The organism is Pseudoduganella sp. R-31, from assembly GCF_049913235.1.
Classification (GTDB): domain Bacteria; phylum Pseudomonadota; class Gammaproteobacteria; order Burkholderiales; family Burkholderiaceae_D; genus Rugamonas.
Genome location: NZ_CP183986.1, coordinates 1,460,336 through 1,485,754, shown reverse-complemented (window position 1 = coordinate 1,485,754; position 25,419 = coordinate 1,460,336). Strand labels below are relative to the sequence as shown.

General features: G+C 61.6%; 34 protein-coding genes. 11 read left to right on the top strand and 23 right to left on the bottom strand.

Going from position 1 to position 25,419, the window contains the following annotated elements; translation table 11 throughout:
- Positions 1–47 precede the first annotated feature (47 nt).
- From ACN9MY_RS06865 to tyrS, 13 genes are all read right to left on the bottom strand, one after another.
- The gene (locus ACN9MY_RS06865) at positions 48–473 is read right to left on the bottom strand and encodes a hypothetical protein (RefSeq protein WP_426337047.1); all 426 of its coding nucleotides are present in this window, start codon (positions 471–473) and stop codon (positions 48–50) included.
- Positions 467–772, bottom strand: coding sequence for a hypothetical protein (locus ACN9MY_RS06860; RefSeq protein ID WP_426337046.1), 306 nt, complete (start codon positions 770–772; stop codon positions 467–469). The genes ACN9MY_RS06865 and ACN9MY_RS06860 overlap by 7 nt, the downstream gene beginning before the upstream one ends.
- Positions 773–1,031: 259 nt before the next feature.
- Positions 1,032–1,334 (bottom strand): hypothetical protein, encoded by a 303-nt coding sequence (locus tag ACN9MY_RS06855; protein ID WP_426337045.1) that lies wholly within the window; start codon positions 1,332–1,334, stop codon positions 1,032–1,034.
- Between the two features lie 35 nt (positions 1,335–1,369).
- On the bottom strand, positions 1,370–1,909 hold the full coding sequence (locus ACN9MY_RS06850; protein WP_426337044.1) for a GNAT family N-acetyltransferase: 540 nt from the start codon (positions 1,907–1,909) through the stop codon (positions 1,370–1,372).
- A gap of 23 nt (positions 1,910–1,932) precedes the next feature.
- Positions 1,933–2,511, bottom strand: coding sequence for a Holliday junction branch migration protein RuvA (gene ruvA / locus ACN9MY_RS06845; protein WP_426168854.1), 579 nt, complete (start codon positions 2,509–2,511; stop codon positions 1,933–1,935).
- 19 nt (positions 2,512–2,530) lie between these two features.
- On the bottom strand, positions 2,531–3,067 hold the full coding sequence (ruvC, locus tag ACN9MY_RS06840) for a crossover junction endodeoxyribonuclease RuvC (protein WP_426168851.1): 537 nt from the start codon (positions 3,065–3,067) through the stop codon (positions 2,531–2,533).
- Between the two features lie 134 nt (positions 3,068–3,201).
- Positions 3,202–4,776, bottom strand: a complete 1,575-nt coding sequence (gene purH / locus ACN9MY_RS06835) for a bifunctional phosphoribosylaminoimidazolecarboxamide formyltransferase/IMP cyclohydrolase (protein ID WP_426337043.1) — start codon at positions 4,774–4,776, stop codon at positions 3,202–3,204.
- A gap of 91 nt (positions 4,777–4,867) precedes the next feature.
- On the bottom strand, positions 4,868–5,101 hold the full coding sequence (locus tag ACN9MY_RS06830; protein WP_028102293.1) for a helix-turn-helix domain-containing protein: 234 nt from the start codon (positions 5,099–5,101) through the stop codon (positions 4,868–4,870).
- Positions 5,102–5,144: 43 nt separating this feature from the next.
- Entirely contained in the window at positions 5,145–6,161 is a 1,017-nt protein-coding gene (gene dusB / locus ACN9MY_RS06825) for a tRNA dihydrouridine synthase DusB (protein WP_426337042.1), read from the bottom strand.
- Between the two features lie 74 nt (positions 6,162–6,235).
- On the bottom strand, positions 6,236–6,877 hold the full coding sequence (locus ACN9MY_RS06820; RefSeq protein ID WP_426321282.1) for a histidine phosphatase family protein: 642 nt from the start codon (positions 6,875–6,877) through the stop codon (positions 6,236–6,238).
- Positions 6,874–7,488: a YbhB/YbcL family Raf kinase inhibitor-like protein gene (locus ACN9MY_RS06815; protein ID WP_426321280.1), complete on the bottom strand. Its 615-nt coding sequence runs from the start codon at positions 7,486–7,488 to the stop codon at positions 6,874–6,876. Before ACN9MY_RS06815 ends, ACN9MY_RS06820 begins: the two co-directional genes overlap by 4 nt.
- A gap of 165 nt (positions 7,489–7,653) precedes the next feature.
- On the bottom strand, positions 7,654–8,100 hold the full coding sequence (gene dtd / locus ACN9MY_RS06810) for a D-aminoacyl-tRNA deacylase (RefSeq protein ID WP_426168838.1): 447 nt from the start codon (positions 8,098–8,100) through the stop codon (positions 7,654–7,656).
- Positions 8,097–9,329, bottom strand: coding sequence for a tyrosine--tRNA ligase (gene tyrS, locus ACN9MY_RS06805; RefSeq protein ID WP_426168836.1), 1,233 nt, complete (start codon positions 9,327–9,329; stop codon positions 8,097–8,099). The genes dtd and tyrS overlap by 4 nt, the downstream gene beginning before the upstream one ends.
- A 155-nt stretch (positions 9,330–9,484) precedes the next feature.
- Here tyrS and ACN9MY_RS06800 point away from each other — a divergent pair, with 155 nt between their 5' ends.
- Both ACN9MY_RS06800 and ACN9MY_RS06795 read left to right on the top strand, forming a co-directional pair.
- Entirely contained in the window at positions 9,485–10,867 is a 1,383-nt protein-coding gene (locus ACN9MY_RS06800) for a peptidoglycan DD-metalloendopeptidase family protein (RefSeq protein WP_426321277.1), read from the top strand.
- 82 nt (positions 10,868–10,949) lie between these two features.
- Positions 10,950–12,041 (top strand): anhydro-N-acetylmuramic acid kinase, encoded by a 1,092-nt coding sequence (locus tag ACN9MY_RS06795; protein ID WP_426337041.1) that lies wholly within the window; start codon positions 10,950–10,952, stop codon positions 12,039–12,041.
- A 134-nt stretch (positions 12,042–12,175) separates the two neighbouring features.
- Here ACN9MY_RS06795 and erpA read toward each other — a convergent pair whose 3' ends face one another.
- The 5 genes from erpA to rplM all read right to left on the bottom strand — a co-directional run bounded on the left by erpA (position 12,176) and on the right by rplM (position 15,309).
- Positions 12,176–12,532, bottom strand: coding sequence for an iron-sulfur cluster insertion protein ErpA (erpA, locus tag ACN9MY_RS06790; protein ID WP_028102302.1), 357 nt, complete (start codon positions 12,530–12,532; stop codon positions 12,176–12,178).
- A gap of 58 nt (positions 12,533–12,590) precedes the next feature.
- Positions 12,591–13,256 carry a DUF6776 family protein gene (locus ACN9MY_RS06785; RefSeq protein WP_426337040.1) on the bottom strand — a complete coding sequence of 222 codons (666 nt, stop codon included), beginning with the start codon at positions 13,254–13,256 and terminating at the stop codon, positions 12,591–12,593.
- Positions 13,257–13,268: 12 nt separating this feature from the next.
- Positions 13,269–14,306, bottom strand: a complete 1,038-nt coding sequence (argC, locus tag ACN9MY_RS06780; protein WP_426168825.1) for an N-acetyl-gamma-glutamyl-phosphate reductase — start codon at positions 14,304–14,306, stop codon at positions 13,269–13,271.
- 172 nt (positions 14,307–14,478) lie between these two features.
- Positions 14,479–14,871, bottom strand: coding sequence for a 30S ribosomal protein S9 (rpsI, locus tag ACN9MY_RS06775; protein ID WP_028102305.1), 393 nt, complete (start codon positions 14,869–14,871; stop codon positions 14,479–14,481).
- Positions 14,872–14,880: 9 nt separating this feature from the next.
- On the bottom strand, positions 14,881–15,309 hold the full coding sequence (gene rplM / locus ACN9MY_RS06770; protein ID WP_028102306.1) for a 50S ribosomal protein L13: 429 nt from the start codon (positions 15,307–15,309) through the stop codon (positions 14,881–14,883).
- Positions 15,310–15,532: 223 nt separating this feature from the next.
- Here rplM and ACN9MY_RS06765 point away from each other — a divergent pair, with 223 nt between their 5' ends.
- From ACN9MY_RS06765 to ACN9MY_RS06750, 4 genes are read left to right on the top strand one after another with little or no spacing between them, the layout of a single operon-like run.
- Positions 15,533–16,951, top strand: a complete 1,419-nt coding sequence (locus ACN9MY_RS06765) for an alpha/beta fold hydrolase (RefSeq protein WP_426168821.1) — start codon at positions 15,533–15,535, stop codon at positions 16,949–16,951.
- A complete protein-coding gene (locus ACN9MY_RS06760; RefSeq protein WP_426168818.1) occupies positions 16,948–17,682 on the top strand; it encodes an ATP-binding cassette domain-containing protein in 735 nt (244 codons plus the stop codon). Before ACN9MY_RS06765 ends, ACN9MY_RS06760 begins: the two co-directional genes overlap by 4 nt.
- The gene (locus ACN9MY_RS06755; RefSeq protein WP_426337039.1) at positions 17,679–18,863 is read left to right on the top strand and encodes an ABC transporter permease; all 1,185 of its coding nucleotides are present in this window, start codon (positions 17,679–17,681) and stop codon (positions 18,861–18,863) included. Before ACN9MY_RS06760 ends, ACN9MY_RS06755 begins: the two co-directional genes overlap by 4 nt.
- 29 nt (positions 18,864–18,892) lie before the next feature.
- Positions 18,893–19,315: an OsmC family protein gene (locus tag ACN9MY_RS06750; RefSeq protein WP_426168813.1), complete on the top strand. Its 423-nt coding sequence runs from the start codon at positions 18,893–18,895 to the stop codon at positions 19,313–19,315.
- Here the strand turns inward: ACN9MY_RS06750 and ACN9MY_RS06745 are convergent.
- The gene (locus ACN9MY_RS06745) at positions 19,302–19,862 is read right to left on the bottom strand and encodes a flavodoxin family protein (protein WP_426168810.1); all 561 of its coding nucleotides are present in this window, start codon (positions 19,860–19,862) and stop codon (positions 19,302–19,304) included. The genes ACN9MY_RS06750 and ACN9MY_RS06745 overlap by 14 nt on opposite strands.
- Positions 19,859–20,332, bottom strand: coding sequence for a DUF2938 domain-containing protein (locus ACN9MY_RS06740; protein WP_426168808.1), 474 nt, complete (start codon positions 20,330–20,332; stop codon positions 19,859–19,861). The genes ACN9MY_RS06745 and ACN9MY_RS06740 overlap by 4 nt, the downstream gene beginning before the upstream one ends.
- Before the next feature lie 66 nt (positions 20,333–20,398).
- Here ACN9MY_RS06740 and ACN9MY_RS06735 point away from each other — a divergent pair, with 66 nt between their 5' ends.
- The 4 genes from ACN9MY_RS06735 (at position 20,399) to ACN9MY_RS06720 (ending at position 22,784) form a co-directional block, all read left to right on the top strand.
- Positions 20,399–20,806: a helix-turn-helix domain-containing protein gene (locus ACN9MY_RS06735; RefSeq protein WP_426168805.1), complete on the top strand. Its 408-nt coding sequence runs from the start codon at positions 20,399–20,401 to the stop codon at positions 20,804–20,806.
- Positions 20,807–20,882: 76 nt separating this feature from the next.
- Positions 20,883–21,731 (top strand): DUF2167 domain-containing protein, encoded by an 849-nt coding sequence (locus ACN9MY_RS06730; protein WP_426168802.1) that lies wholly within the window; start codon positions 20,883–20,885, stop codon positions 21,729–21,731.
- Positions 21,728–22,468 (top strand): hypothetical protein, encoded by a 741-nt coding sequence (locus ACN9MY_RS06725; RefSeq protein WP_426168800.1) that lies wholly within the window; start codon positions 21,728–21,730, stop codon positions 22,466–22,468. Before ACN9MY_RS06730 ends, ACN9MY_RS06725 begins: the two co-directional genes overlap by 4 nt.
- 88 nt (positions 22,469–22,556) lie before the next feature.
- On the top strand, positions 22,557–22,784 hold the full coding sequence (locus tag ACN9MY_RS06720) for a hypothetical protein (RefSeq protein WP_426168797.1): 228 nt from the start codon (positions 22,557–22,559) through the stop codon (positions 22,782–22,784).
- A gap of 10 nt (positions 22,785–22,794) precedes the next feature.
- Here the strand turns inward: ACN9MY_RS06720 and coq7 are convergent, their stop codons facing one another.
- Genes coq7 through ACN9MY_RS06705 form a run of 3 tightly spaced genes read right to left on the bottom strand, consistent with a single transcriptional unit; the run spans position 22,795 to position 24,290 of the window.
- On the bottom strand, positions 22,795–23,433 hold the full coding sequence (gene coq7 / locus ACN9MY_RS06715; protein ID WP_426321263.1) for a 2-polyprenyl-3-methyl-6-methoxy-1,4-benzoquinone monooxygenase: 639 nt from the start codon (positions 23,431–23,433) through the stop codon (positions 22,795–22,797).
- A 45-nt stretch (positions 23,434–23,478) separates the two neighbouring features.
- The gene (locus tag ACN9MY_RS06710) at positions 23,479–23,844 is read right to left on the bottom strand and encodes a hypothetical protein (RefSeq protein ID WP_426337038.1); all 366 of its coding nucleotides are present in this window, start codon (positions 23,842–23,844) and stop codon (positions 23,479–23,481) included.
- A complete protein-coding gene (locus tag ACN9MY_RS06705; protein ID WP_426321259.1) occupies positions 23,844–24,290 on the bottom strand; it encodes a hypothetical protein in 447 nt (148 codons plus the stop codon). Before ACN9MY_RS06705 ends, ACN9MY_RS06710 begins: the two co-directional genes overlap by 1 nt.
- A gap of 225 nt (positions 24,291–24,515) precedes the next feature.
- Here ACN9MY_RS06705 and ACN9MY_RS06700 point away from each other — a divergent pair, with 225 nt between their 5' ends.
- A complete protein-coding gene (locus tag ACN9MY_RS06700; protein ID WP_426168785.1) occupies positions 24,516–25,409 on the top strand; it encodes an ABC transporter ATP-binding protein in 894 nt (297 codons plus the stop codon).
- The last annotated feature ends 10 nt before the right edge of the window (positions 25,410–25,419 follow it).

The following is a 25,419-nucleotide window of genomic DNA, read 5'->3' as shown; positions in this document are numbered from 1 at the left end:
ATTTCTTCCATTGATACAGGCGTCAGCGCATCCATAGAAATACTCAATTAAGCTAACCATACGGACAGCCGCATGATGTTGAAAGCTACGTATGAACCAATTTCTTCGTCTCCATAGACATCGATAGGAAGTGGAACCAACGGTCCACCGCAATCGGCCAGAAGATTTTGATCTGTGCCATCAGCCGCGACTAATTTTCCGTAGGCGCGGTAGGACCAGGTACCTGTTGAGTCCAGTCGCTGCTCTTCGAAGGGATTCCCACCAAACAGCGAGTTCCAATCAACCGGGTCATCATCGTCAAACAGACAAGTGAAGCGAGGCTCAAAAATCTGGCCGACCGTTGGATAGGACTGAGCCGAGTTCCCATATCCGAGGCAATCCATCGCCGAAACCTCAACACCATCGTAAGAGATCAAGGCAGCACCTCCCTCGTCTTCTTCGATACTGACCAATTGTGCTGTAGCTCTTACCATTCATGGGCTCTTTGAAGCGCCCCCAAAACTCCAGGATTGTCCTTATAGCGCTTGCGCAGGACCGCCTCGTCCCTCTCGATCTTTCCACAGCGGTACGTATTCATGGCCTCAGCAATCTCTTTCCGGCGCTCAGCGTCGTAAGGTTCTTCGCCGGCGAAATGAGTGCACATGGCGATTCGTTCGGCGAGTGCTCCGACAGCTTTAGGCTGTCCCTTTTTCAGGTCAGCAAACGGATCTTCTTCGGCATGCACGCCAGATGCGATAAGGGTCAAAAAAACGAAAAAAGAAAGACGCAGCATTTCACTCCCAACGAAAAGTTAAAAGCATCCGATTATCACGCCCCGCTTCGATCAAACAACTGGGTTCAGTCCATCGCCTTGCTGGCTTCACACAGGCGTTTGGAAAACGTGGTGTTCGCGATCGGCTTGCCATCTTCCGGAAGACGAACAGAGGCCGACGACGTAACAGCGATCGATTGATAGCCCAGGCCGTAGATGGCGGCAAAGCTTCCTGATGGATCAGGAACAAACGCATAGGCGCCGCTGAGCCTTGCGTTGTTTAGCTGCAGGCGAATTGTTCGGCAGCAGCTGCGTCGCCGCGTACCGCGCGCAACAGCAAGTCCCTTTGAAGGTTCGCCGGTGGTTTCTCTATGTAAGCGGTGTCAATGCCTTCGATTTCTACAAAGCTCTCTTGCCAGCATTGGTGTTCGTACCCGCTCGCGCGCAATGCCTTGAACGATGTCTTGCCGATCCCGTTCGAGTAATCGAAAAAGGCAACCGAAAATGTCTTGGAGCCTGCACTTGCGAGCATTGGTGCGCACAACAGCAAGGCGAGGAAGGACTTGCGGACAGTCGATTTCATGCGGCGTTCAGTTGATTTCGAAAACCCGAAGCATACTATCTTTTTTGCAACTCCGGCGGCCGCTGCTCGGGAAACCAGTACAAATAGAGTGCGGTCTCGTTGGCGACTTGCTCTTGGGTGCGATAAACGAATCGGTCAAAGCCGCCCACCTCGAAGCCATTCCGCAAATAGAGTCTGCAGGCGGGCACGTTGTTGGTCTGGGTTTCCAGTCGCAGGCCCTTGAGCAGCCTGTCCTGGGGCCACGATTTGGCGAACTGAATCAGCGCAGTCGCAATACCGCGTTGGCGAAACGTGCGGGAGACGACGATGTGCTCGATCGACCCAAGGTCATTCCAGCTTGTTGCCAACTCGATCTTGCCGGCCAGCCCACCATCGACAAATGCTCCGTAGGCTTCAACGTCATCATCACATTCATCATCCGCGTCGTAGCGTTTGGTGAACGGTTCTACGGTCCGGGTGCTAAGCCGGATATCGCCATCGACGAGGCTAATGTCGAATACCTCGCTGGAAATGAACGTGTTCTCTTCGCGATCGAGTGCGCTTGCCAGACGCTCGTGGATTCTCTCAATTTTCATGAGACCTCATTCCTCGACAGCTCTCAGCCTTTCGACAAAGCTTTCAGCGCTTGCTTGATGCCGTCGGAAACCGAGGAGCCGGCAGGTACGGTCTTCAGCGCCTGCAACGCTTCCTTGTCGGAGTAGCCCAGCGCCAGCAGCGCATTCAGGATGTCCGCTTGCGAATCGTGGACCGGGTGCGCGCCGGCAGCGCCGATGTCGGCGCCCAGCTTGCCCTTCAGTTCCAGCAACAGGCGTTCGGCGGTTTTCTTGCCGATGCCGGGTATCTTCACCAGGCGGCCGGCTTCTTGCAGCGTGACGGCCTGCGCCAGGTCGGCGATCGACAGGCCGGACAGGATCGACAGCGCAGTGCGTGCGCCGATGCCGCTGATCTTGATCAACTGCCGGAATACTGCGCGTTCTTCGGCATTGCCGAAGCCGAACAGCAGGTGCGCGTCTTCGCGGATCGTCAGGTGGGTGAACAGGCTGACTTTCTCGCCCACGCCGGGCAGGTTGTAGAAGGTAGACATCGGCACGTCGACTTCATAGCCGACGCCTTGCACGTCTACTAGCAGTTGCGGGGGATTCTTTTCGAGCAGGATGCCGGTGAGACGTCCGATCATGGTGTTCCTTTGAATGCGGTTAGCCCACCAGGCGGCCGCGCTTCATGCGCAGTCCAGACAGGGCGGGATGGGCGTTGGTGACGACGGCCAGCGTGGCCTGGCTGTTGGCGTGGCAGATGGCGATGCCGAGGGCGTCGGCGGCGTCGGTGCCGGGCAGGCCGGGCAGCGCCAGCAGGCGCGCGACCATGTCCTGCACTTGCGCCTTGGTGGCGCGGCCGGTGCCGACGACGGCTTGCTTCAGCTGGGTCGGCGAGTATTCGGCGACTTTGAGTTCGTGCGTCACCAAGGCGCAAATCGCGGCGCCGCGGGCTTGGCCGAGCAGCAAGGTGGATTGCGGGTTGACGTTGACGAAGACTTTTTCGATCGCGGCGCAATCGGGCTTGTAGGTGGCCGCGATTTCGGCGACGCCGTCGAGGATGACCTTTAGCCGCTGCGGCAGGTCGCCCTCGCCGCTCTTGATGGTGCCGGAGGCGATGTAGCGCAGCTTGTTGCCCACTTTTTGGATGACGCCAAAGCCAGTGGTGCGCAAGCCGGGGTCGATGCCGAGAATTATCATTCCCGGATTTTACGGCAGAAACCGGTAAACCGGTGCCAGACCCGCAGGGTCCGGCACCTAATTACACAGCGGCCGCCGAGCAGATGGGCTCAGACCCTGCGGGTCTGACCCCGCCCTACCGGTTTTACCGCAGATCAGTGACGGAAGTGGCGAGTGCCGGTGTACAGCATCACCACGCCGCGCTCGTCGGCGGCGTCGATCACTTCCTGGTCGCGCATCGAGCCGCCTGGATGGATCACGCAGGTCGCGCCCGCATCAACCACCACATCCAGGCCGTCGCGGAACGGGAAGAATGCATCGGAAGCCACGGCGGAACCCTGCAGCGACAGGCCGGCATTCTGCGCCTTGATCGATGCGATGCGCGCGGAATCGATACGGGACATCTGGCCCGCGCCCACGCCCAGGGTCATGTTATTGCCGCAGAAGACGATGGCGTTCGACTTCACGTACTTGGCCACGCGCCATGCGAACATCAGGTCCGCCAGCTGCTGCTGGGTAGGCTGCAGCTTGCTCACGACACGCACCTCGGAAGGCAGCACGTTCTTGGAGTCAGCCGACTGCACCAGCAGGCCGCCGCCCACGCGCTTGAAGTCCATGGCGTTCACGCCTTCGCCCAGCGGGATTTCCAGCAGGCGCACGTTCTGCTTGGCCGACATGATCTGGCGCGCTTCCGCGGTGAAGGAAGGAGCGATCAGCACTTCCACGAACAGCTTGGCCAGTTCGGTTGCCGCTGCGCCGTCCACTTCCACGTTGAAGGCGATGATGCCGCCGAAAGCGGAGGTCGGGTCGGTCTTCAGCGCGCGCTGGTAGGCGTCCAGCGCATTCGCGCCCAGGGCCACGCCGCACGGGTTGGCGTGCTTGATGATCACGCAGGCGGTGGAGCCCATGGATTTCACGCACTCCCACGCTGCGTCAGCGTCGGCGATATTGTTGAAGGACAGTTCCTTGCCCTGCAGCTGGCGGTAGTTGGCCAGCGCGCCGGCCACCGGAGCCAGGTCGCGGTAGAAGGCTGCCGACTGGTGCGGGTTTTCGCCGTAACGCATGTCCTGCACTTTTTCGAAGGCCACGTTCAGGGTTGCCGGGTAGGCGGAACGGGTTTCGTGCTTGCGGTCCGGGCCCAGGCTGGAGAAGTAGTTGGTGATGGCGCCGTCGTACTGCGCGGTGTGCGCGTAGACTTTCCTGGCCAGGTTGAAGCGGGTTTCGTACGACACGTAGCCCGGTGCGTTGTCGGTACCCTTCATCTCCGCCAGCACCACGCCATAGTCCGCCGGATCGCAGATCACCACCACGTCCTTGTGGTTCTTGGCGGCGGAGCGCAGCATGGCCGGGCCGCCGATGTCGATGTTCTCGATCGCGTCTTCCAGCGAGCACTCGGCCTTGGCCACGGTCGCCTGGAACGGGTACAGGTTCACCACCACCATGTCGATGGTCGGGATGCTGTGCTCTTCCAGCTTGGCGACGTGCTCAGGGAAGTCACGGCGGGCGAGGATGCCGCCGTGGACTTTCGGGTGCAGCGTCTTCACGCGGCCATCCAGCATTTCCGGGAAACCGGTGTAGTCGGCCACTTCGGTGACCGGCACGCCGTTATCGGCCAGCAGTTTCGCGGTACCGCCGGTGGACAGGATGTTGACGCCCATGGCCGACAGGGCCTTGGCGAAATCCAGCACGCCGGTCTTGTCGGATACGGAGATGAGAGCTTGTTTGATCATAGCTGTGGGGGGGAAGGTTACGGAAATCGGTACAAACCATCCGGCCCCACGGCCCGTCGCGGCCAAAAGGGACCGGGACGCGGAATCAGCCTTACAGCAGGCCGTGTTCCTGTAATTTCTTGCGCAAAGTATTGCGGTTAATACCCAGCATCTGGGCTGCGTGCGACTGGTTGCCGTCGGCGCGGCCCATCACCACTTCGAGGATCGGACGCTCAACGGTCATCACTACCATGTCGTACACGTTCGATGCCTGCTGCTCGCCCAGGTCATTGAAGTAGTCTTCCAGGCTTTTCTGGACTACTTCCTGAATGCTTTCTTTGCTCATTTTCTTATCGATCTTGCTAAATATTTGCCAATGCAGGCGCGGTTCACGCAGCCAGCGGTTCTTCGGCGAGGCGGTATTGTAACCGCTCGCCGTACTTCCATTGGGATTCGAAGAAACTGTCGACTGCACGCAGTTGTTCTGCGGTCGACTCGAGGCGGTTCATCTCCTGACGGAACTCCTCCCCGCCCGGGAGGTCGCGCACGTACCAGCCAATATGCTTGCGCGCGGTGCGCACGCCCAGGAATTCGCCGTAGAAGGCGTAATGGGCCTGCAGGTGTTCGTCCATCAGCTTGCGCACTTCGGCCACCAGCGGCGCCGGCAGGTGTTCGCCGGTACGCAGGAAATGGTCGATTTCGCGGAAGATCCATGGGCGCCCCTGGGCCGCGCGGCCGATCATCACGGCGTCGGCGCCGGTCTTGTCGAGCACATAACGCGCTTTTTCAGGGGTGGTGATGTCGCCGTTGGCGACCACCGGGATGCTGACTGCAGCCTTGACGGCGGCAATGGTGTCGTACTCGGCGTCGCCGGTGTAGCCGTCGGCGCGGGTGCGGCCGTGCAGCGTCAGCATCTGGATGCCGGCTTGCTCGGCGATGCGGGCGATGCGCAGGGCGTTCTTGTTCTCGCGGTTCCAGCCGGTGCGGAATTTCAGGGTAACCGGCACGTTCACCGCCGGCACCACCGCTTCCAGGATGCGCTGGACCAGGTCTTCGTGCTGCAACAGGGCGGAACCGCACCAGTTGTTGCACACCTTTTTCACCGGGCAGCCCATATTGATGTCGATGATCTGGGCGCCGCGGTCGACGTTGAACTTGGCGCAGTCGGCCAGTTCTTCCGGCACCGCGCCGGCAATCTGCACGGCTTTCGGCTCCATCTCGCCGGTGTGGTCGGTACGGCGCGAGGACTTCTCGCTGGCCCACAGGCGCGGGTTGGAAGCGGCCATCTCGGACACGGCGTAGCCCGCGCCCAGTTCCTTGCACAATTGGCGGAACGGGCGGTCCGTCACGCCAGCCATGGGCGCGACAAAGACGTTATTGCGGAGCTCGTGAGGTCCGATATTCACTTAACAAATCCGTAAGACAGTGCGGGAAAGGGGGCTATTTTAACCGATGCGCTGCCCAAAAACTAATCACTTTTTTAAACAATGTCGTCCAGGCTGGCGGACAGGTGCGCAACCTCGCCCCATTGCTCAAGCGACAACACCCCTTTATCAAAGGTAAATCGATTGATGCTGGCGTTTTTGACCTGGAAATCGCGCGGGCCGTCGATCGACAGGCCGCGGGCAGCGCGGTAGGCGCATTCCAGCACGCCGCCGTGGGCGACGATCAGGATGGATTGTTGTGGATAGCGTTCGGCCCAGCGCGCGATGCCGTCCTGGCAACGCTGGAAGAACTGGCGGAAGCTTTCCGCCACGCGGTCCCCGGCCGGCATCACGGCATCCACGTCCCTCGCCTGCCATTCCGCGAACTCCACGGGGTAGCGTTCGGCGATCTCTGTATATAAGAGGCCTTCGAATGCGCCGTAGCCGCGCTCGCGCAGGCCGGGGTCGGTGTGCAGGGGCAGGTGGGGATGGTGCGCCGCCACCGCTTGCGCGGTTTGCAGGGCGCGCCCCAGGTCACTGGAAATGATGGCCTCCAGCGGCTCGGCCGCCAGCGCACGCGCCAGGGCATCAGCCTGGCGTTCGCCGGTAGGACTAAGGAGGATGTCGATGTGGCCTTGCAGGCGGCGCACGGCGTTCCACGCGGTTTCGCCGTGGCGGATCAGCAGGATTCTTGTCATTCAAATAGCGAGTAGCTGCCGATTACCTGCGCCTCGTCGAGGATATGGCCGTGGATGGCGTCCAGCACGTCCTGGCAGGTGAAGCGGCCTTCCAGCTCCAGGCGCGGGGTGTCCAGCGCGTAGAGGCGGAAAATGTAATGGTGGGTGCGCTCGTCGTTCCATGGCGGGCATGGGCCGTCGTAGCCGTAATAGTCGCCGGCCATGTCCTTGTCGCTGGCGAACCAGCCGGTGTAGTCGTTGATGCCGTGGCGCAGGGGCGCTGGCAGGCCGGCCGGCTTGCCCTTGGGGGTGACTGCTTTCGAGAATTCGCCGGCGGAGATGCTGCTGCGTTTCGGCGGAATGTCGACCAGGGACCAGTGGTAAAAGTCGGCGCGCGGCATCGAAGCGGGCAGCGTGTGGCCTTCCTGGTTGACGTAGGTGCCGTCGGTGGGGGCGTCGCCGTCGATGCAGAGCAGGACCAGGGATTCGGTGCCTGGGGGGACGTCGGACCAGGCCAGGTGGGGGTTCTTGTTGGATGACAGGCGCACTTTCGTCGCCTTGTCGCGCACCGCGAAAGCAAAATCGCCGGGGATGGCGGCGCCATCCTTGAAGGAATCGCTCCAGATTTTCATCTTTATCTCCCAGCTTGCTTTTTGAACCGGTAAACCCGGGTCTGACCCGCAGGGTCAGACCCGGTCAGCTCGTCTGCCTGCGGCCTCAAAGGCCCAGAACCAACACCCCTGGCAGCGGCTCAGACTGGGTCTGACCCTGCGGGTCAGACCCAGGTTTACCGGTTTTTATTTTGGACTCACCTGCAACCAGAACGTCACCGGCCCATCATTTGTCAACGACACCTTCATATCCGCCCCAAACACGCCCGTGCCAACGACCGCGTGCCTGGAACGCGCCTGCTCCACAAAATACTCAAACAGCCGCTTCCCATCCGCCGGCGCAGCCGCCGGGCTGAACGAAGGCCGGGTGCCGGAGTTGGTATCCGCCGCCAGCGTAAACTGCGGCACCAGCAGCAAGCCGCCCGCGACATCGGTCACCGACTTGTTCATTTTGCCGGCATCGTCGGAAAATACACGATACGACAAAAGCTTGGCCAGCAACTGGTCCGCCTCCCTCTCCGTATCGCCCTTCTCCGCACACACCAGCACCATCAGCCCGCCATCGATGGCGCCGGTCGTCTCGCCATCGACAACAACCTTGGCGGACGAAACCCGCTGCAGCAGCCCGATCATGCCGACAAGGTCACTTTAGCAAATTTGCGCTTGCCGACCTGCAGCACGAAGGTGCCTGCCTCAATTTTCAGCGCCTTATCGCTGATCACCGTACCGTCGATACGCACGCCGCCCTGATCGATCATGCGCAGGCCCTCGCCGGTCGAAGCGCACAAGCCGGTCTGCTTCAGCAATTGGCCAATGCCAACCGGCGCGCCGGCCACGGCAACTTCGGGCACATCATCCGGAATGCCACCCTTGGAGCGATTGACGAAGTCCGCCAGCGCATCCTCCGCCGCCTGGCGCGAGTGGAAGCGCTCCACGATCTCCTGCGCCAGCGCCACTTTGGCATCGCGCGGATTCGCCCCGCCTTCAATCGCCTTCTTCAGGCCCGCGATTTCCTCGATCGACTTCCACGACAGCAGGTCGTAGTAACGCCACATCATCACGTCCGAAATCGACATCACCTTGGCGAACATGGTGTTGGCCGGCTCGGTAATACCAATATAGTTGTTCTTGGACTTGGACATCTTCTCGACGCCGTCCAGGCCTTCCAGCAGCGGCATGGTCAGGATGCACTGCTGTTCCTGGCCGTAATCCTTTTGCAACTCGCGGCCAACCAGCAGGTTGAACTTCTGGTCGGTGCCGCCCAGCTCCAGGTCTGCCTTCAGCGCCACCGAGTCGTAACCCTGCATCAGCGGGTACAGGAACTCGTGCACCGAAATCGGGGTGCCGTTCTTGAAGCGCTTGGAAAAGTCGTCGCGTTCCATCATGCGCGCCACGGTGTAGCGCGAGGACAACTGGATCATGCCGCGCGCGCCCAGCGGATCGCACCACTCCGAGTTGTAGCGGATTTCGGTCTTGGCCGCATCCAGCACCAGCGATGCCTGTTTGAAATAAGTCTGTGCGTTCAGCTCGATCTGCTCGCGGGTCAGCGGCGGACGGGTGACGTTGCGGCCGGAAGGGTCGCCAATCATCGAAGTGAAGTCGCCGATCAGGAAGATCACCTGGTGGCCCAGGTTCTGCAGCTGGCGCATCTTGTTCAGCACCACGGTGTGGCCCAGGTGCAAGTCAGGCGCGGTCGGGTCCAGGCCCAGCTTGATGCGCAGCGGCACGCCAGTCTTTTCCGAGCGCGCCAGCTTTTGAGCAAATTCGCTTTCGATGATGAGCTCGTCCACACCACGCTTGGTGATGGCGAGGGCTTCCTGGACGCTATCGGTCAGCGGCAGGATTTTGTTGTCTGTATCCATTTTTGCGAAATTCTCTCAAATTGTTGGCACGGCTCAGGACTTTGTTATAATGCCCGATCCCATCAATCTTGCCCGATGAAAACGAATTAAATCAACAACTTAGAACAAAATACCAAGAATCCTGAAAGTTCAAGCGGCAAATTTTAACTGATTGCATGAACCCTATAAACAAGTTCACAAGCTCCGGCTTGCACAATCTGCTAGGTTCGACGCGTAAGGCGCGGATCATCAGCGCATCGGCGATCTTCCTTGCCGTATGCGCTTTTGGTGCTGCTGGCGTGGCTCCGCTCGCCCCCGATCCAAGCGACCTGCCCGTGAAGACCGTTGCCCAGGAAATCCAGCTGCCGGACCTGAGCTCGCAGATTACCGCCCTGCAGAAGCAAGAAGCTAACCAGACTTACGTCCACGAAGAAAAGATCCGCGCCGGCGACACGCTCGCGACGCTGCTCAATCGCCTGGGCGTGGAAGACGACGCTGCAGAAACCTTCATCAAGAAAGACAAGACCGCGCGCGCCATCATGCAGCTGCGCAGCGGCAAGCGCGTGCAGGCGCAGACCGACGAAAACGGCAACCTGCTGTGGCTGAAGGCCACCGTTGTGGACGGCAAAGACAATCCCGTCAAGAATATTATGGTCACCCGTTCGGGCGACGCAGAATTCACGGCTGAAGAGACCGCCGCGAAACTGGAACGCCGCGTTGAAATGCGCGCGCGCGAAATCACCACTTCCCTGTATGCCGCGACCGACTCGAGTTCCGACGGCAGCAGCCTGCCCGACACCGTCGTCGCGCAGATCATTGAAATGTTCTCCACCAACATCGACTTCCGTTCCGACCTGAAGCGCGGTGACCGTTTCAACGTGGTGTATGAAACCTTCTGGCAGGACGGCGAGTTCGTGCGCGCCGGCCGCATCCTGGCAGGCGAATTCACCAACAAGGGCACCACCTACCAAAGCGTGTGGTTTGAAGATCCGCTGACCAAGTCGGGCGGCGGTTACTACAGCTTCGACGGCAAATCGCTGAAGAAGGCCTTCCTGAAGTCGCCGCTGGAATTCTCGCGTATTTCGTCCGGCTTCGGCATGCGCTCGCATCCGATCTCCGGCAACTGGAAGCAGCACAAAGGCACCGACTTCGCCGCGGCGACCGGCACCCCGATTCGCGCAGCCGGCGACGGCGTGATCGATTTCGCCGGCGTGCAAGGCGGCTACGGCAACGTGGTCGTGATCAAGCACTGGGCCAACTACTCCACCGCCTACGCGCACATGAGCCGCTTCGGCCCCGGCATGAAAAAGGGTGCCAAGGTCAACCAAGGCGACATCATCGGCTACGTCGGGACCACCGGCTGGTCGACCGGCGCCCACCTGCACTACGAATTCCGCGTCGCAGGCGAAGCCAAGGACCCGAACAAGCTGAACATTACGGCCCAAGCCCCGCTGACGACTGCCGAACTGGCGCGCTTCAAATCGGTGGCCGGCGACATGATCCACCGCTTCGCCCTGCTCCGTTCGAACGACAAGACCAACACCCTCGCCGCCAAGTAGTCCGGCGGCAAAGGAATAAAAGGCGCACAAAGGTGCGCCTTTTTTTTATTTGACTCAACTGCCCCCGAACTACAATAGGACCATGAGCTTATATATCGGAATGATGTCGGGTACCAGCCTGGACGGTGTAGATGGCGTCCTGGTGGACTTTTGGGCCGGTGCTGCGCGCACCATGTCGGCGGCGTACGTGGAGTTCCCGCAGTCGCTGCGCGACGAGCTGATGGCGCTGCAAGCCGCCTCTCCTAACGAGATCGAGCGCGAAGCGCTGGCCGCGAACAAGCTGGCCGAACTCTATGCGGATTGCGTGGCCGAGCTGCTGGCCAAGGCTGAAATGAGATCGGCTGACGTGCGCGCCGTGGGTGCGCATGGGCAGACCATCCGCCACCGCCCCGAGCTGGGCTTCACGCGCCAGATCATTAACGCCGCCCTGCTGGCCGAGCTGAGCGACATCGACGTGATAGCCGACTTCCGCTCGCGCGACGTGGCTGCCGGGGGCCAGGGTGCGCCGCTGGTACCTGCCGGCCACAAGGCCCTGTTCGGCAAGGAAGGAAAGATGCGCGTGCTGGCCAATATCGGCGGCATCGCCAACATCTCCCTGCTGCATAAAGATGGTACGGTTGGCGGCTATGACACTGGTCCCGGCAACGTGCTGATGAATGCCTGGATCGCGCGCCACAAAGGCGTGGAATTCGACGACAACGGCGCCTGGGCTGCCACCGGCAAGGAAATACCCGGCCTGCTGGTTGCGTTGCTGGCCGAGCCCTACTTCACCCAGCCCGCGCCGAAGAGCACCGGCCGCGACCTGTTCCATGCCGACTGGCTGGACACCCGCCTGGCGGCTTTCGCCGAAGCCAGGCCGGAAGACGTGATGTTCACCCTGTTGCGCCTGACCGCAGTCAGCCTGGCACGCGAAGTCGCCCCTCACGGCGCGGATGCACTCTACGTCTGCGGCGGCGGCGCCTACAACGCCACGCTCATGCGCGAGTTGCAAACGGAACTGGGGGAGTCGACCAACGTTCAGTCCACCGACGCGCTGGGCGTACCGCCCAACCGAGTAGAAGCGATGGTGTTCGCGTGGCTGGCCTACCGTTTCGGCGAACGCCTGCCCGGCAACCTGCCCTCCGTCACCGGCGCGCGCGGCGAGCGCATCCTCGGCGTCCTCTACCCCCGTTAACGGCCGAGCCCGTGTCACACCATGGGGTCACACCCCGAAGAGTGACACGGGCTCGTCCGTGCAATGGCAGAGAGCGTGTCACTCTTGGGGTGTGACCCCACGGTGTGACACGGGCTGAGCCGTAATGGCTTTGCTTAGACGGAGAAGGAGGAACCGCAGCCGCAAGTCGAGGTCGCGGATGGGTTCTTGATCACGAATTGCGCGCCTTCCAGGTCGTCCTTGTAGTCGATCTCGGCGCCTACCAGGTATTGGTAGCTCATCGAGTCGATCAACAGCTGGACGCCGTTCTTCACCATGGTGGTGTCGTCTTCATTGACGATTTCGTCAAAGGTGAAACCGTATTGGAAGCCGGAGCAACCGCCACCCTGCACGAATACGCGCAGCTTCAGGTCCGGATTGCCTTCTTCTTCAATCAGTTGCGCTACTTTCTCGGCCGCGGCGTCGGTGAAAACGATCGGTGCCGGGATCACGTCTTCGGCTACTGCAGTCATGTGTTACTCCTACTTAAAATCAGTTGTCCCATTATAGTCCATGCCGGACTTGGCCGCTTTAGAGGCTGCGCACAGTCGTTGTTTCATCGGCAACGATTTTGCCCTTTTCCGACAGGCTGACCTTGACTGCCACCACTTTCAGGCCTTCCGGCAGTTCCAGCGTGCCGTCAACGCGCTGGTAGCGGTCCACTTTCAGGTCGTAGCGCTCGGCGCCATCCTTCGGGTATTCAAGCACCGCTTTCTTGCCATCCTGGATGACGGCAACCGACAGCTTGAGCCGGCCGGAGAAGGCGGATGGGCCCTTCTTCTTCGCACCATATTGGAGCAGAACCGTGTAATGCAAGAGCTTTGGCGCCGCCATGCGAGCTTGCATGCCGCGGATGAGCAGGCCGGAACCGGCTTTCGCTGGCGGCAGCGCTTCTTCCAGCAGGGCCAGGTCGGCATCCAATTTTGCCAATTCGGCATCGGAAGCGGCCGGTGCGGGCGCTGCCACGGGAACAGCCTTCAGCTTTGCAGCCAATTCATCGCGCTCAGCCGATACGCGGGCCAGTTCCAGCTCAGCCGCGGCGAGTTGCTTTGCAACGGTAGGGCCGGATTCGCCTTTCGATACGCCAACCACGCGCTTGCCCAGGTCGACGCCCCACATCGCCAGCGCGCCGCCGGCGACCAGGACCGCAGCCAGGCCAAACACGCGTGCCAGCATTGGCACGCGCGCCTGTTCCATGCGGCCTTCCACTTAAGGCATCAGGGCGATGGTTTGCAGGCCCAGGCCTTCGTCCAGGCCGAACATCAGGTTCATGCACTGCACGGCCTGGCCGGATGCGCCCTTGACCAGGTTGTCCTGCACCACCAGCACGATCAGGGTGTCGCCATTGTTCGGGCGATGCAGCGCCAGGCGCAGCATATTGGCGCCGCGGGTGCTGCGGGTTTCCGGGTGCGAGCCCCATGGCATCACGTCGACGAACGGCTGGTCGGCGTAGGCGTCTTCGAACAGCTTTTGCAGCTCTTCGTTCGACACTTCCTTGGTCAGGCGCGCATACAGGGTCGAGTGCATGCCGCGGATCATCGGGGTCAGGTGCGGGGTGAAGATCAGGTTGACCTTCTCGCTGGTGAAGCGCTGCAGCTGGGCCGCTGTTTCCGGGGTGTGGCGGTGGCCGCTCACGCCGTAGGCCTTGAAGTTGTCCGACGATTCGGAGAACAGGGTGCCGATTTCCGCCTTGCGGCCGGCGCCGGACACGCCGGACTTGCAGTCGGCGATCAGGTGGCCGGCATCGATCAGGCCGGCCTTCAGCAGCGGCACGAAGCCGAGCTGCATGGTGGTCGGGTAGCAGCCCGGGTTGGCGATCAGGTTCGCCTTCTTGATGTCTTCGCGGTTCAGCTCAGGCAGGCCGTACACGGCTTGCTCCAGCAGTTCAGGCGCGGTGTGGTCGATCTTGTACGTCTTTTCGAATACGGCTCGGTCCTTGATGCGGAAGTCTGCCGCCAGGTCGATCACCTTCACGCCTTTGGCCAGCAGTTCCGGCGCCTGCGCCATGGCCACGCCGTGCGGAGTTGCGAAGAACACGACGTCGCACTGGGTCAGGTCAACCTTGTCCGGCGAGGAGAAGGCGATATTCACGCGGCCGCGCAGGGAAGGATACATCTCAGCCACCGGCAAGCCGTCTTCCTTGCGCGAAGTGATCGCGGTCAGTTCGACTTCAGGGTGTGCGGCTAACAGTCGCAGCAGTTCCACGCCCGTGTAACCAGTGCCGCCGACGATGCCTACTTTGATCATTTTCTTTCCTTGCGTGGGTTGTTTATGTGAGGGGGCCATTTTATCAAAACCGGTAAAACGGTGTCTGACCCGCAGGGTCAGACACCTGATACGCGGCGGCCGCAGGCTTTCGGTTCTAAAAATAAAAAAAGCCGCTGGAGACCAGCGGCTTTTTGTACGAAAGCGATAAAGATTAACGCTTCGAGAATTGCTTTGCGCGACGTGCTTTGCGCAGACCAACTTTTTTACGTTCAACTTCACGAGCATCGCGAGTGACGAAGCCGGCACGTGCCAGGTCGCCCTTCAGGCCTGCATCGTAGTCAATCAGTGCGCGGGTGATGCCGTGACGCACTGCACCTGCCTGGCCGGACTCGCCGCCGCCGTGCACGTTGACTTTGATGTCGAAACGTTCAACGTTGCCGGTCAGTTCCAGCGGCTGACGGATCACCATCAGGCCGGTTTCACGGGAGAAGTACTCAGCTGCTGGCTTGCCGTTCACGATGATCTGGCCGGTGCCAGCTTTGATGAACACGCGAGCAACTGCACTCTTGCGACGGCCGGTGCCGTAGTTGTAGTTACCGATCATGTCAGTTCCTTAGAATTCGAGTGCTTTAGGTTGCTGGGCAGCGTGCGGGTGGGAACCCTCAGCGTACACTTTCAGCTTCTTGATCATGGCGTAGCCCAGAGGACCCTTCGGCAGCATGCCTTTCACTGCCTTTTCCAGGGCGCGGCCTGGGAAGCGCTGTTGCATCTTCAGGAAGTTGGTCTCGTAGATGCCGCCTGGGTAACCGGAGTGACGGTAGTAGGTCTTCTCGGTTGCTTTGGTACCGGTCACGCGCAGTTTGCCTGCGTTCACGACAACGATGAAGTCGCCGGTGTCAACGTGAGGGGTGAATTCTGGCTTATGCTTGCCGCGCAGTCGGCGTGCCACTTCGCTGGCAACACGGCCGAGGACTTTGTCCGTCGCGTCAATCACGAACCAATCGCGCTGGACTTCATGGCCCTTAGCGGAAAAAGTTTTCATGTTTGAACTTTCTGTGAAAGATAAAAAACGCTCTATCGGTGGTTCCGCCCCTGTGCTTCAGCGGACGCATCCTTCTTGTTGAATTTTCCCGAGCGAAAAGGAAAGCTGGCGATTATAGCCCGGCCAGCCCCGCCGGGTCAACCCCGCCCTGTACCGAGTTGCCGTTGCTAAGCAGATATTGCCGAGCTACTATGGAACCCCAGAATCACAAGAGGAGACGGCCATGCGATCGCTCATGCTGGCCACGTTGTTAGCCCTTGGCCTTGGTCCGGCAATGGCGCAGGCCGAGCCAGGCAAAAGCTGCCACCTGCCTGGCGCCGAAGAAGCCCTGCGCTGCATTCGCCTGGCGGTGCCGCTCGACCACCATGCGCCCGGCGCCACCCTCAGCCTGCACGTTGCCGTCGCCCCCGCCCTGCGCGAGTCGGCCCGGCGCGATCCGCTGTTCCTGCTGGCCGGCGGCCCGGGCGAAGCGGGTTCCGACCTGGTGCCCTTGCTGAACACCACTTTCCGCAAGGTGCGCGCCACGCGCGACATCGTGCTGATCGACCAGCGCGGCACCGGATTATCCGGGAAGCTCGATTGCAAACCGGGCAAGAATGCCGAAACGGCCACGGAAGACGAATTGCTGGCCGAGACCCGTGCCTGCATCAAGGGCTTGAACAAGCGCTTCAATCTTTATACGACCGAACAGGCGGCGCGCGACATCGAAGCGGTGCGCGGCGCACTCGGTTATGGGCGCATCAATGTCTGGGGCGGCTCCTACGGCAGCCGCCTGGCCCAGGCCTATGCCCGCCTGTACCCCGGCAGCGTGCGCGCCCTGGTGCTGGATGGCGTGGCGGCGCCCGACCAGGTGGTGCCGGCCGGCGCGCACGATGCGCAGGCGGCGCTCGACGCCCTGTTCAAGCAGTGCGCCGACGATACGGTCTGCGCCACCGCCTTCCCCAGCCTGCGCTCCGAGTTCGAGGCGCTGGCGGCGCGCCTGGCCAAGGCGCCGCAATCGCTCACGCTGCCCGATCCGCGTACGGCGGAAACCACCAAGGTCGAAATGACCAGCATGCGCTTTATCGGCACCGTGCATAACATCCTGTATTCGCAGGCGGACAGCCGGCGCCTGCCCTTCCTCATCCACAGCGCCTACCAGGACCGCTGGCAGCCCTTCATCGCGCGCAGCAATGTGTCGCGCGATTTCTCCTCCGAGGGCGGGCCGGCCATGCCGCTGCACCTGGCCGTGGTCTGCGCCGAGGACTTCCCGCGCCTGACGCCGCAATTGCTGGAAGAGGATACAAAAGGCTCCTTCCTCGGCGCGCCGCAGATCATGCGCATCGGGACAATGTGCGAAACCATCGCCGTGCCGGCCGTGCCTTACAAGGAGCCGACTGTGATCGAAGCGCCGGTGCTGCTGATGTCCGGCGCACTCGACCCGGTCACGCCGCCGCGCCGCGCCGAAGCGGCGCGCAAGTACATGAAGAATGCCCAGCACCTGATCGTGAAGAATGGCGGGCATATCGTATCGCCGCTCGGATGCATGCCGCGCCTGCTGCGCGGCTTCCTCGACCAGCCCGGCGTCCCGGTGAAGGCGGAATGCCTGAACGAAATCCCGGCGCCGACTTTCCAGCTCAATAGTGCAGGGCCACAGCCATGATCGAAGTCCATAACCTCTGCAAGCGCTTCGGCAAGGTGCAGGCGCTGGCGGGCGCCAGCTTCACCGCGCGCGACGGCATCATCACCGCCCTGCTCGGACCGAACGGCGCCGGCAAGACCACCTTGCTGCGCACCCTGGTCGGCCTGCTGCAGCGCGACCACGGCACCATCTCCATCGACGGCGTCGATCCCGCCATCGATCCGATGGCGGTACGGCGCAACGTCGGCGTGCTGACCGACCAGTTCGGCCTGTATGAACGCCTGACCACGCGCGAATACCTGCGCTACTTCGGCGAGTTGAACGACATGGCCGATGCCGCGATCGAACAGCGCACCAAGGAAGTCACCGAGCTGCTGTCGCTGGAAGACATCATCGACCGCCGCGCAAAAGGCTTCTCGCAAGGCCAGCGTATCAAGGTCGCCCTGGCGCGCACCCTGCTGCACCGGCCGCGCCACCTGCTGCTCGACGAGCCAAGCCGGGGCCTGGACGTGATGAGCACGCGCGCCCTGCGCCGCGCGCTGGCCGCGCTGAAGGCGGACGGCTGCTGCGTGATCATGGCAACCCACGTGATGCAGGAAGTGATCCACTCCTGCGACGACGTGATCGTGATCGCCAACGGCACCACGGTCACCCAAGGCACGCCGCAGCAGTTGTGCGAACAGGCCGGCTTGCCGAGCCTGGAAGATGCTTTCGTGCGCCTGGTCGGCACCGAGGAAGGGATCGAGCTATGAGGATGAAATTCCCCATCGTGCTGCGCAAGGAACTGGTGGAGACCCTGCGCGACCGCCGCGCCCTCAGCCTGCTGCTGCTGTTCGTGCTGATGTATCCGATCCTGGTCGGCTTCATGCTGCAGCGGCAAATCGACCGCGCCACCAAGCCGGAGCGCGAAGGCGTGGAACTGGCGGTGATCGGCAGCGAGCAGGCGCCAACGCTGATGAACCAGCTACGCCAGCGCAACGTGAACATCACCGAGCTTGAAGCCATGGGCGAAGAGGACATCAACGCCCTGCTGCGCAAGCAGACCGTGACGGCCGTGCTGCGCCTGACGCCGGAATTCGCCGAGAACTACCACGCCATGCGCCCGGCGCGGGTCGAGCTGTGGTTCGACTCCGCCTCCGACAGTTCGCGCAAGATCGATGAGGTGGAATACGTGCTGCGCGATTACAGCCGCAATATCGCCAGCGCGCGATTGCTGGCGCACGGCGTGTCGCCGGTCAACCTGAACCCGGTGCTGGTGCAGCGCTACGATGCCGGCACCAGTGCTTCGCGTTCGGCCAACACCATCAGCACCATGCTGGGCATCTTCTTCATCCCGGCCTTCATGTTCTGCATGAGCACCGCGGTCGACAGCACGGCCGGCGAGCGCGAACGGCGCTCGCTGGAGGTGCTGATGGCGCAGCCCCTGCGGCCGGCCGACCTGATCGTCGGCAAATGGCTGGCGGCTTCGCTGCTGTCGATTGTCGGCATCACGCTGGAGCTGGCGATCGCGCACGGCATTTTGAAATGGCTGCCGCTGGAGGAAATCGGCCTGTCCTGGCGCCTGGGCTGGCGCGACCTGGCCATGGTGTGCCTGGCCTCCGCCACCCTGTCGCTATTCGCCGCGGCGCTGGAAATCGCCCTGGCCATCAACGCCCGCTCCTTCAAGGAAGCCCAGACCCTGGTCAGCTTCACCATGATCGTGCCGCTGGTTCCGGTGATCCTGGTGCCGATGATGAACCTGACCAATAGCTGGTGGATGTACATGGTGCCCGTGCTGTCCAACCAGACCCTGCTGCGCGAGCTGGCCAAGGGCGGCAGCATTGGCATGCTGCCCTTCCTGCAGACCTTCTTCAGCAGCCTGCTGCTGGCCATGCTGTGCGTCTGGTATACCGAGCGGCGCATGAAGAGCGAGAAATACATGATGACCGTATAATGCCCGGACGCATTTAACGGAGAGTTCAGATGGAAGTTAAAGTTAGCTGGAATGGCCCGTCGGGCATGAGTTTCCGCGCCCAGACCGGTTCTGGCCACATGGTCGCCATGGACGGCGCCCCGGAAGGCGGCGGCCATAACCTGGCGCCGCGCCCGATGGAGATGGTGTTGCTGGGTACCGGCGGCTGCACCGCCTACGACGTGGTGCTGATCCTGAAGAAGGGCCGTGCCGACGTACGCGGTTGCGAAGTGGTGCTGCAAGCCGAACGCGCCGAGACCGAGCCCAAGGTTTTCACCAGGATCAACTTCCACTTCGTCGTCACCGGCAAGGACCTGAAGCCGGAAGTGGTCGACCGCGCCATCACCCTGTCCCACGACAAGTACTGCTCCGCCAGCATCATGCTGGCCAAGACGGCGCAGATCACCCACAGCTTCGAAATCATCGAAGCCTGATCAAGGTCTCGGCAAAACCCTGCCCGAACATGCGGGCGGTCTTGATGTCCCCCGCAGGGAATTCATGCGCCGCCGTGCCGTGCCCGGCCTGCGCCATCAGGCCGGACCAAGACCCCAGGCGATTGGCAGCTTCGTCGTAAGGCACGCCTGAATGCTGCTCCGGCAGGATGGGATTGCCGGCCCAGATCATCCCGTGCTGCATGCAGAAGGTGAACATCGACACCAGCGTCGATTGCTTGTCCCCCGCTGGCAGCGACGATACCGTGAAGCCACCCGCCAGCTTGCCTTTCAGCTGCTGCGAGCGCCACATCTTGCCGGTGGCATCCATGAAGGTCTTGAACACGCCCGACACGCCGCCAAGATAGGTCGGCGAGCCAAGCAGCATGCCATCGTACTGCAGGAGCGCATCCGGCGCCGCTGCCAGCTCCGATGCCTTTAGCACATGCACCACCATTCCTGGCACGACGGCTGCGCCTTGCGCGATATGCGAGGCGATATGCTCCGTGTGGCCGTGGGCGCTGTGGTAGATCACTGCGAGTTTCTTCATTGCGCGATTCCTTTTATGAGTAAGGCGGAAAGATAAAGACCAAGTCCGAAGACGGTGTGATTGGCGACGCTGCGCAGGCAGTTCTTCAGCGGCGCCGGCGTTTTGCTGGACGCGATGCCCAGTCCCATCGAAGGCTGCATCACGAACAGCGGCGCTCCGACGGTGGCGATGCCGACTGCCAGCGCCGGGCCGATGCTCGGCGCATGCAGCCAGCCCTGGCCCGCCACCGCTACCAGCGCGCCGGCAAACGCCACGCCCGTTGCGTAATGCACCAGCCATCCCAGCGCGTGCTCGCCGCCGACCGCCGGCGAAGCCGCAATCGAGTCATGTGCGAAGCGGCCCTGCGCCAGGTGCCCGGCCCAACGGCCGATGAAGGCCATGTTCATAGTCTTCACGCCCATGCGCTTGAGCAGGACCAGCCACAAGTCGAACACGATGGTGGCGCCAATGCCGATGATGATGATTTCCATTGCAATCTCCGTGGTTGATGTGCACACTGTAGAAGTTGAAGTCAACTTCAAGTCAAGGGATTTTTGATGGATATCGCCGAAGTCGCGCAGCGCTCGGGCATGGCCGCCTCCACGCTGCGCTATTACGAGAAAAAAGGCCTGATCAAGCCGGTGGGCCGCAACGGCTTGCGGCGCACCTATGCGCCGGGCGTGCTCGACACGCTGGCCATCATTTCGCTGGGCCAGTCAGCCGGCCTGTCGCTGGACGAAATCGGCTCGATGTTCACGCCAGACGGCGGCACGTCCATCGACCGCGCCTTCCTTCTGTCCAAGGCGGAAGAGATCGAGGCCCTGGCCAAGCGCCTCAAGGCGATGAGCGAAGGGTTGCGCCACGCGGCGGCCTGCCCTGCGCCGAGCCATGCCGAGTGCCCAAAATTCCAGCGCCTGCTGAAGGCCGCGGCTTCCGGCGCCATTGAACGCAGCCTGCGGATGTGAGAAAGTACGCATTTTGGACGGCGTCCCTGCTGCTATCCTCTTGGGTTTATCCAAAATAACTCAACGGGGAATAACAATGAAGATTCGTAACTGGGTGATTGCGCTTGCACTGGTGCCGGTATTTGCCATGGCCGACATGACTGCAGAGCAGCGCAAGGCGGAATTCGACAAGCTGGATTGGCACACCGGCCCGCGCGCCGAAGCCATCGCCGGCAAGGCCACCCTGAAAACGCCAAGCGATAAAGTGCAATTCCTGGACGACAAGAACTCGCGTCGCTTCCTGGAGCTGACCGGCAACCTGCCGGAAGACGGCAACTACACCATCCTGGACACCGAGGGCGGCTGGTGGGCCACCTTCACCTTCGACCAGAGCGGCTACGTCAAGGAAGGCGACAAGATCGATGCCGACGCGCTGCTGAAAACCCTGAAGGAAAGCGACGAGCCAGCCAACGAAGAACGCAAGCGTCTCGGCCTGGGAGCCCTGTACACCGAAGGCTGGTACGTTCCGCCGCACTACGACGAAAAGACCAAGCAACTGGAATGGGGCCTGAAGCTGCGCTCGGATCACGGCGTTTCGCTGAACTACACCATCCGCCTGCTGGGCCGCAGCGGCGTGATGAGCGCGACCCTGGTGTCCTCGCCTGAAACGCTGGACGCCGACGTGGCGAGCTTCCGCAAAGTGCTGACCGGCTTCGATTACAACGACGGTGAAAAGTACTCCGAGTTCAAGCCGGGCGACCACGTTGCCGAATTCGGCCTGGCCGCCCTGGTGACCGGCGGCGCCGCTGTCATCGCGACCAAGAAAGGCTTCTGGGCTGCCGCGGCCCTGTTCCTGGCCAAGATGTGGAAACTGGTTGCAGTCGCTGGCGTGGCAGCCGTCGCTGGCCTGAAGTCGCTGTTCAAGAAGAAAGAAACCAGCAATTGATTGCCTTCCACGCCGAAATCCTGCTGGTAGCGGCCATGGCTGGCCTCTACCTGTACGACTCGGCGCGGCTGCTGCATTCGAATGAAGGCGTGCTGGCGGCCACCCTGGGTGGCCGCTGGTCGCTGCATTTCGGTGCCGAGCATTACACCTTGCGCGGCAAGGAGCCGTTTGTGCCGAATCCCCTGCTGCCGCACCGCCCTCTGTTCCCGCTGCGCTGGAAACAGCAGGTGGTCGCTGCGGCCCCGGCCTCGCAGCGCTGGACGCCGCCTTCGTTCGGCCCCTACAAGGTGCTGGCGCCGTTTATCTGGCTGATGGCGCTGTCCCTGTTCGGCCTTGTCCCAGCCGGCCTGTTCTCCCGCTACGGCAACGTGGCAATCGCCGCCGGCATCCTGCTATTCTATGCAGCCGCGCTGCTCGCACTGGCCTACGTCTGGTTCAAGCGCGGCGCCTTGCAGTTGACTGGCCGGCAGGTCGGCGCGCTGGCCTTCGAATCGCTGACGTGTCCCCCGTTCGCCCTGAACCTGGTGCGCCACATCAGCTGGCGCAACGCGCCTTCCGAAGAACTGGACTCCGCCAGCCGCCGCCTGCTGCGCAAGGATGACTGGACCGCCACCCTGCCGACCGTGATCAAACGCATCGACAACGCCATCGCCTGGGAAAACGAAGGCACGCCGCGTGCCAAGGCACTGAGCGAATACCACGCGGCGCTCAACCGCGAATTCACGTCAATTACCTGACGCGGAACTTTCCGCGCTCCTTCCTGTCCAAGCTCAAAGCCTCCCGCCACAAACTGCGGCAGAGTCTAAATCTGTCAAGGGAGGCAATATGGACTACGAGCCACGTATCGTTAAGCTAGAGGTGACTGTGGATACTTTGAAGGAAGAGCTCACGCTTTTGCGAGGCAAAGTCGACGAACGTTTCAACGAAATACACGCCGAACAACTTCAGTTACGTCTAGACTTCGAAAAACTGATCTATTGGGTCGCAGGCCTGACAGTCACGAACTTGCTGGCAATTATCGGGTGGGCATTGAAAGCTGCCGGATTTTTCTGAACATGCCCCATCAGATGTAATAGGTGGTCGAAGTCATGACCTTCGACATGGCTTTCATCGCAAGCTGGATAGGCAGCGGCGTTTTCTCGGCGCCCATGTCTTCCGCTGCCTTGCCGTGCGCGATTTCATCGACGCGCATTTGCTCCACGATGGCGCGGGACTTGGCATCCTGCGGCGGCAAGCGGTCCAGGTGGCTTGCCAAATGCGCTTCAACCTGGCGCTCGGTCTCCACCACGAAACCCAGGCTTTGCTTATCGCCCGCCAGCGCAGCAGCCGTGCCCAGCGCATAAGCGCCGGCATAGAACAAGGGGTTCAGGAAGCTCGGTTGCGAGCCCAGCTCCGACAAACGCTGCGCGCACCATGCCAGGTGATCTTCCTCTTCCCGGCTGGCCTTGTCGAAGGCCGCACGCGCCTCATCGCTCTTGGCAAAGCGCGCCTGCGAGTTGTATAGCGCCTGCGCCATCACCTCGCCCACATGGTTCACCCGCATCAGGCCCGCGCTATGGCGATGCTCCTGCTCCGTCATCTCCGCATCTGCCGCATGCACCGCCGGATTCGGACGCGATGCCGAATGCACGCCAGCCAGCACGCGCAAAGCCTTGTCGGCGCCAGTGATGAAACGGTCGAGGGGACTATGGTAGCGGTTCATGACGATTTATCCAGCTTGTTCGGAAAGCCTCATTATAGGGTGTCCTCAAGCCCGGCACACGCGTACTTCGATTCCGGCCTGCTGCGCCAACTCGACCGCATGCCTGGTGCCGCGAGCACAGCCCGGGGTATCAAAGTCGGCATGGAATGCCAGCACCAGGTCGACACCCGTCGCCATCATGCGAACGTTCAGGCCCTTCCAGCCTTCGCCAGGAAAAGCCTTGTAGACAGCCCGGCTCTTCTTCATGGAATCGATCTCGATGCCCAGTTCATGAGCCACTGAAATCGCCAAGGCGTCAATGCCGGGTGTATCCCCGGTAACTACCGAGCCTACATTGCCGAGTGCGGTCAGTTCGCGCCGGATCGCACTTTCGTCATGCCACGTCGTGGCACCAGTAATCAGGATACGCATCAGTTGCCCTCCCGCTGGATGCGCTGCTTCTCCAGCCAATCGGCGACCGGCCCGCGGGCATCGATCTTTGAGATGTCTTTTGCCACGCCCAGGTTCAGGCCCAGCAGGAAGGGAATCGAATCGACCGGCACTTCCGGCAGGTAGTCCGCCATGGCCCGCATGAAGCGCGGCGAGTCCAACACCTCCACCACCTTCCCGCCGCTCAGGAACTGCAGGATGCTGGTCATGCTATGCCCGCCGCCTATCGAGCGGTAGACGAAACGGTTGAAGGCCTTGTCCAGCGCCTTGAAATCCAGCTGCTCCTTGGTCATCAAGCTGGCCAGGTAATACAGCCCGATCGCGGTGCGGAAAAAGCCGGTGGACTCGCTGGCCGTCAGCCCGCAACGGGTCACCGTCAGGATCTTCTCCTGTATAGCAGCGTCGAGTTTTGGATGGTGTACTTGCATGTCAAGGAACTATATAGCACTTTTGTCCAGATTTGTTCCTTGCGCGGGGGTATCAGACTTGTTACCCTTGAAACTTTAGTGCTAAACCAAGGCCGGAAGCGCACTTTTCGCTCCCCGGAAAGTGCATCCTGGGGCGCTGAATGTGCGGGCTATCGCATGCGGGCAACCGATATGTCGCGCATTCAATACAATGCCATCATGTGAAAAGGGGTTAGCGGAGCCGCCATGCAATTGCGCATCAAGAATTTATCGAAGACCTATGCCAATGGGGTCGTCGCGCTCGACAACGTGTCGCTGACCATCCCGTCCGGCATGTTCGGCCTGCTGGGCCCGAACGGCGCCGGCAAGTCGACCCTGATGCGTACCTTGGCGACCCTGCAGGAATGCGATTCCGGATCGGTGTTCTTCGGCGACCTGGATGTGCTGGATGAAAAGGACGAAATCCGCCGCCTGCTCGGCTACCTGCCGCAGGATTTTGGCGTCTACCCGAAAGTCACCGCCTATGAAATGCTCGACCATTTCGCGATCCTGAAAGGCTTGTCCAATCGTTCCCGCCGCCGGGAAGTGGTCGACGGCCTGCTGCAGCAGACCAACCTGTTCGAAGTGCGCAACCAGCGCCTGGGCGGCTTCTCCGGCGGCATGCGCCAGCGCTTCGGCATCGCGCAGGCCCTGCTGGGCGACCCGAAACTGATCATCGTCGACGAACCGACCGCCGGCCTGGACCCGCAGGAGCGCGTGCGCTTCCACAACCTCTTGTCCGATATCGGCGAAGACCGCACCGTGATCCTGTCGACCCACATCGTGTCCGACGTGGCCGACCTGTGCGCCAATATGGCCATCATCAACAAAGGCAAGCTGATGGTGGCAGGCGCCACCCAGCAACTGATCGATGACGTGAGCTGCAAGATCTGGGCGCGCTTCATCGACAAGAAGGAGCTGTCCTATTTCCAGCAGCGCCATGCCGTGATCTCGACCCGCCTGATGTCCGGCCGCACCCTGATCCACGTCTACAACGACGACGATCCGGGCGACGGCTTCGAGGAAGCGCTGGGCGACCTGGAAGACCTGTATTTCGCGACCATCCTCGGCCGCCACGACGTCAGCAAAGCCTGCGACTGACCGGGGCCGC